4 protein-coding genes and 2 pseudogenes are annotated in these 6692 nt (G+C 42.5%); 5 read left to right on the top strand and 1 reads right to left on the bottom strand.

The features are described 5' to 3' along the window. Window positions 1–105: 105 nt before the first annotated feature. Entirely contained in the window at window positions 106–1221 is a 1116-nt protein-coding gene (locus HF974_03830) for a glycosyltransferase (protein ID MBC2697467.1), read from the bottom strand. A gap of 339 nt (window positions 1222–1560) precedes the next feature. Here HF974_03830 and HF974_03825 point away from each other — a divergent pair. The 5 genes and pseudogenes from HF974_03825 (at window position 1561) to HF974_03805 (ending at window position 6662) form a co-directional block, all read left to right on the top strand. Further along, window positions 1561–1923, top strand: a pseudogene (locus HF974_03825) (N-acetyltransferase). Between the two features lie 29 nt (window positions 1924–1952). Next, window positions 1953–3026 carry a DegT/DnrJ/EryC1/StrS family aminotransferase gene (locus HF974_03820; protein ID MBC2697466.1) on the top strand — a complete coding sequence of 358 codons (1074 nt, stop codon included), beginning with the start codon at window positions 1953–1955 and terminating at the stop codon, window positions 3024–3026. A gap of 2 nt (window positions 3027–3028) precedes the next feature. Beyond that, window positions 3029–3964, top strand: coding sequence for a Gfo/Idh/MocA family oxidoreductase (locus HF974_03815; GenBank protein ID MBC2697465.1), 936 nt, complete (start codon window positions 3029–3031; stop codon window positions 3962–3964). A gap of 161 nt (window positions 3965–4125) precedes the next feature. Beyond that, window positions 4126–5460: pseudogene (locus HF974_03810) on the top strand (nucleotide sugar dehydrogenase). Window positions 5461–5516: 56 nt separating this feature from the next. After that, complete coding sequence (locus tag HF974_03805) at window positions 5517–6662, top strand: DegT/DnrJ/EryC1/StrS family aminotransferase (protein ID MBC2697464.1); 1146 nt, start codon at window positions 5517–5519, stop codon at window positions 6660–6662. Window positions 6663–6692 lie beyond the last annotated feature (30 nt).

Below are 6692 nucleotides of genomic sequence, written 5' to 3'. Positions count from 1 at the left end.
TGCATTAAAACCGACTGATGATTAAAACAATCCAGCGATTTTGTGCTTTTAGCTACTTATTCAATTCAAAATCACCAACTTGGAATCCAGGAAGAGCCATAATATTTAATCCCTTTCTGCTGGCTCCCATACATGTACATCACGTAACATATTAATTAAGCCCAAAAATAGATAAGCTTGGTATATTATAAATGAAGATATAAGATTTGTCTTAACACTTCCCGCAATTACCAATGCAGCAATAAAAGCTAAAAAGCCGATACCATAGATAATGTCATTTGAAGCAATAATGATAGTCCACAATAAAATAGATACAAAAAATGATGTGGGAACCACAAAGAACATTAAAATTCTCAGTGGAAATATTAGCATTCCAAACTTACCGTATTTGGAAGACATTACATCCCGGTTAAAAAAAGTTGCTTCCATTAATCTTGTAGCTCTTCTAATCTTTTGCCGCCGTTGCTCGTTGAACTTATAAGGAACATATTCATAGAATTTGGCAGAGGGGACATATTGACATCGATAACCGTTGCGGATCACAGAAAGTGCCATACTTGCATCATCTGCACCCTTTTTAGTATTAAGTGAAGTAGAGGCATTTTTCTTAAAGGCAACCACTGCTCCGTTTAAACAGTATGTTGAATGCACTTTACTCTCCCAAATACATATCTTGCCATAAATAGAGCGATAAGCATTTTCAGATCTCGAAAATATTGTATTCCCTTTCGACATTGGAACGATATCGCCAGATACAGCACCTGTATCATTGCTGCTCAATAATACTGTGATTAAGTGAGGTATGGTATTTTCATCGAATAGACCATCTGCACCAGTGATAACTACTATTTCATTTGAAGATTCATTTATGCCGCGATTGATGGCTTTGTTCACACCGCTGCGTGGGTGTGTGATGACTCTGCCACAGAGGGAGTTTTTTGCGAGGGCTTTTTGTGCGATTATTTCAGTGTTGTCCAATGAGCCGTCGTTAGATATAATGAGTTCCATCCTATCTTTTGGGTAGATCTCAGAGAGGTTGTTGATGCGGTCTTCGATCACGGATTCTTCGTTGTATGCGGGAATTACGATGCTTATGTTGGGTAGTGACTCCAGTGGTTTTATTAAAGTTGGTTTTGAGGTTATGGCTGCGAGGATATAGATGAGGTAAACTCCAAGAGGGATTGCGGTTGTGATGAGGGTTAGGAGAAGTAGTGAGTTCATGTTTGTTTTTTATGTGATGATGGTATATAATTTTTGAGTTATTCTCAAGCATTTTGGTGATTTACGATTATAATCAGAAGTAGAAATCCAACATTGTGCAAGCCTCAGCATTTCAACTTGTATCTTGATGTCTTGCAAATGATTTTTAGAGACCGTCACATTACATGTTGGTATTATCAAACTAACCGCAGACGAACGCCGATAAACGCGGATACGCTACCTGAAAATCTGTGTTCATCTGTGTTTATCTGTGGTTTAATTAAATTCACCAACACGAATTGTAACGGTCTCGATTTTTAACAATGTTTTAATAGAATATAGTGCCAATGGAAACTTAATATGAATAATGATAACATGATGGTTCACAACACAGCAAATATGTATGGCAATAGCCGTTTAGGGTACAACGCAGTCTTATTGGAAAATGTGATACTCAGCTACCCGGATACATCTGTTTTAGAAGAGATTGCCAGAAAGAAAATAAAAGTGGAAAACCACGAGTATGAAGGTACAGTAATTAGAGACAGTGCTGCCATCCGCCCAAATTCCACGATTCTTCTTGGAATAGATATCGGTGAAGGAACGATGGTCGCGGCAGGGGCGCTTGTTACAAAGGATGTGCCAGCTTGAAAACTCGCGATTGGAACGCCTGCAAAGATTATTGAGATGCCAGATGATTTTAAAGTCTTGAATATTATATAAATACAAATTCATAAAAAGGAACTTGGAACATGATACCTATCGCAAAACCTTTACTTGGAGCCGATGAAGTTCATGCAGTCACCGATGCGATCATGTCTGCTATTATCGCGGAAGGACCGCGAGTGGCAGATTTTGAGCAGGCTTTTGCTGATTATATTGATGTTGAACATGCGATTGCTGTAAATTCCGGAACTGCTGCGCTGCATGCGACGCTTCTTGCACATGGAATTGGTGACGGAAACGAGGTGATCACAACTCCTTTTACATTCATAGCAACGTCAAACTCAGTACTTTTTACAGGTGCAAGACCGGTATTTGTGGATATTGATGAAGATACATTCAACATTAACCCTGACGCGATCATGGAGAAAATCACACAAAAAACAAAAGCGATCCTTCCGATTCATCTTTATGGTCATCCGGCAGATATGAATGCAATTATGGAGATTGCCGAAGATCATAATCTAGCTGTGATCGAGGATGCATGCCAGGCACATGGTGCTGTTTATAATAAGAAAAAAGTAGGTTCCTTCGGGACAGGCACGTTCAGTTTCTATCCTACAAAGAATATGACCACAAGTGAAGGCGGTATGATAACCACCAATGACCAGAATATTGCAGACCGTGCCCGGATGATTAGGTCACACGGCTCCAGGAAGAGATATGTGCATGAGATGCTTGGCTACAATTTCCGTATGACAGACATATCCGCATCTATCGGACTTGTGCAGCTTAACAAACTTGATGAGTTTACCAGAAAGCGGCAGAACAATGCTGAATATTTATCAGGGGGATTGAAGGGAATCGATGGAATCACAGTACCGATTGTGGGACGTAACTGTGAGCATGTGTTCCACCAGTACACGATTCGCGCCAAAGATCGAGATGAACTTGTTAAGACCTTAAATGAAAAAGGTGTGGGAACAGGAATATATTATCCAATACCAACGCATAAACAGCTATTCTATCAAGAATTAGGATACAACGATTCGATGCCCAAATGTGAAATAGCTGCGTCTGAGGTTATATCCCTTCCTGTGCATCCGTCTGTTACCCAGAATGAACTGGATTATGTTATCGAAGTCATTAAAGGAGCTGAATAATCATGCCGCATGTAGGAGTTATAGGTACTGGTGCTATGGGACAGCATCATGTGAGGATATATAGCGAAATGGATGATGTTGAACTGGTCGGAATATCTGATGTTGACGAGAAACGTGTAGGTGAGCTTGCATCTCATTACAATACTCTTCCTTTTACAGATTATAATGAAATGCTGGCACAGGATCTTGATGCTGTGAGCATCGTTGTGCCGACCATGCTTCATAGGCAGGTCGCACTTGATGCAATTGCTGCTGGCACAAATGTACTTATCGAAAAGCCAATCGCTGATACTGTGGAGAATGCAAATGCAATGATATCGGCATCACAGGATGCGGGATTAACATTGATGGTGGGGCATATTGAGCGTTTTAATCCTGCTGTTACAAAGATGAAGGAGATCATTGACAATGGATTGCTTGGCAAAGTCGTATCCATATCAACACGCAGGGTCGGACCATATAATCCAAGGATCCGGGATGTCGGTATCATCCTTGACCTTGGTGTGCATGATATTGATGTGATCTCATACCTGTATGGTAACAAGATATCAGAGGTATATGCAATTGCTGGAAAGGATATCCATTCGCAAGAAGACCATGCCTCGATCATGCTAAAATTCAATGGAGACAAGGCAGGTGTTGTTGACACTAACTGGCTGACCCCGCATAAAGTGAGAAAAATGTCGGTTATCGGGATCGATGGTGTTGCTTACCTGGATTACAATGAACAGACCGTGTCGATTCATGATGGTGAGTGGATACGCGAGGCAAAGATTGAGAAGGCGGAACCTCTGAAGAGGGAACTTGAGCATTTTATGGATGCAGTGCGGACAGGAGATTATCCGATCGTTACTGGGGAAGACGGTAAGCATGCGCTTGAGGTTGCACTGGCTGCGATTGAATCGTATAAGAGCGGACAGATCATCAGGATGGGTTAAACTTGTGTAATTATCTCTAAAAATTCGTGCAATTTTAGATGGAACACTGATTAGACGGATGACACGGATTTACACAGATAAGAAAAAATCCGTGTGAATCCGTGTCATCCGTGTTCCATTACCCACACATATTGAATAAACACCCATAAGATGTGATATACATGAAAGTTTACGGTGCAAATAAAAGCGATATCATAGGGGCCATGAAGTCAGGCAATGTCACGATTGCAGTATACGGCCTTGGCAAGATGGGGCTTCCCCTTGCAGCAGTGTTCGCAGACTGCGGCGCAAGAGTGATAGGTGCCGATGTCAGCCCTGAAGTGGTGGCCAGCATTAACCGCGGCGAGTGTCATGTGGTAGGTGAACCGGGCCTTGCCGGGCTGGTAGCAAAGAACACTGCCGCAGGCCGCCTCAGCGCTACATCAGATCTGGTAAATGCCGCGAAACAGGCAGATGTTATGGTGATCCTTGTCCCGACTTTCCTTGACGCAGATAATAATCCTGATATGTCGATCGTTGAATCCGTATGCAGGAATATCGCACAAGGACTCGACAAAGGCGACCTTGTGATACAGGAGAGCACAGTCCCGCCGCGAACCACCCATGACATCATACTCCCGCTGCTGGAAGGATCCGGCCTGTCATGCGGCGAGTTCGGTGTCGCTCACTGTCCCGAGCGCACCTCTTCAGGCAGGGCCATTGAGGATATCAGAGGCGCATACCCCAAGGTGGTGGGAGGCATTGATGAATCAAGCAGCCAGGCTGCGGCTGCCATTTATTAAGTCATCAACTCAAAGGGAGTCAGCCCGGTGACCGATGCCACCACAGCCGAGGCAGTAAAGGTCTTCGAGGGACTGTACAGGGATGTCAATATCGCACTTGCGAACGAGCTGGCTGTGGTATGCGATGAGATCGGTATCAGTGCCATCGAAACATTCGATGTGGCCAATACCCAGCCGTATTCCCATATCCACAAACCAGGCTGCGGTGTTGGCGGACACTGCATCCCTGTATACCCCTATTTCATTACAAAGACCGTAAAAAGCGACACGCGTTTGCTCACGCTTGCTCGTGAGATCAACGATGGCATGGCTGGTTACACTGTGGAACTGGTCAGGCGCGGGCTTGGTGAGGTTGGCGTAGAGTTGAAGGACGCCAATGTACTTGTGCTGGGTGTGACATACAGGGGTGATGTGAAGGAGACGAGATGCAGTCCTGCGCTTTCGATCATTGATATTTTGAAGGGTGAATGTAGAGTGGTGTTTGCGTATGATCCGCTGTTCGGGGATGATGTACGGCAGTTTGGGGCTGAGCCGCGGAGGCTGGATGATGTAGGGGATATTGATGCGGTTGTGATTGCGGCTGATTATGAGGAGTTTAGGGAGATAGAGTGGGGTGAGTTGCGGTTGAGGCATAGGGTGCTGGTGGATGGGCGAAATGTGGCGGAGGGCGATAAGTTCATTGGCGATGGGTTTGTGTATAAAGGAATTGGATGAGATGGTAAGAATGTTCCGACGATTCAATAAAAAAACATCCAGGAATTGCAATGAATATGAACAATAAAACAATTTCAAAAGTACCTTTAGCTAAGCCTTATTTTGATTCAGATGAACTGGGTGAAATCAGGGGTGTCTTAGATTCTGGTTGGGTTTCTCAAGGTCCAAAAGTGAAAGAATTTGAAGATAAATGTGCTGAATACTTGGGAGTTAAATATGCAATCGCTGTTACTAATTGCACAGCAGCGTTGCACTTGTCACTGCTTGGTATAGGTATAAAAGAAGAGGATGAGGTTTTAGTAGCAGATTATACTTTTCCTGCTACCGGTCATTCGGTAATATATTGTAGGGCAAAGCCTGTGTTTAACGATGTTAATCCGAGAACATACAATATCGATCCAAGCTTGATCGAAGATAAAATAACTGATAAAACTAAAGCGATAATTCCAGTTCATACTTTCGGACAACCTGCGGAAATGGATGAAATAATGGAGATCGCTAAGGATAATAATTTAAAGGTTATCGAAGATGCTGCGTGTGCATTTGGGGCAAAGCATAAAAATAATTTTGCAGGAACAATTGGGGATATTGGTTGTTTTTCCTTCCACGCAAGAAAAGGTATAACAACAGGGGAAGGGGGCATGGTGGTAACCAATAATAAAAGTATAGCTGATATAATACGAAATTTATCTGTTTTTGGCGCAACTTCCGCTTGGGACCGGGAAAAAAGTAATAAATTCACTATCCCAGAATTTACGAAAGTTGGTTATAACTATAAAATGAGCGATGTCACTGCTGCAATTGGTGTCGCACAATTGCGGAAGCTTGACAAAATTATTGTAAGGAAAAGAGAAATTGCCAGGTATTGGGATGAAAAACTCCAGGAAATCAACTTTATTGAATCACCTTATGTAAGCGATAATGTGAAGCATATTTATCAAAGTTATGTGGTTCTTGTCGATAAAAGAATCAATAGAAAAAATATGATTGAAAAACTTCTGAAAAATGGGGTCCAAAGTCAAATAGGAACCTATGCATCTCATGTCCAGCCAGTGTATAATTCCAATGATATATGTCCGATCTCACTCAATCTATTTAACAGGTCATTAGCTTTACCCTTGTATTATCAGATGAAAGAAGAAGACATTGATGCAGTGGTGCAATTTCTTAAAAAAGCGATGGAGGAATTAAAATTAACTTAGAAAATAAGTCAGTTCTTGTAACTGGGGGGG

The organism is ANME-2 cluster archaeon, from assembly GCA_014237145.1.
GTDB lineage: Archaea > Halobacteriota > Methanosarcinia > Methanosarcinales > Methanocomedenaceae > Methanocomedens_A.
This window is presented reverse-complemented; position numbering and strand designations above follow the sequence as displayed.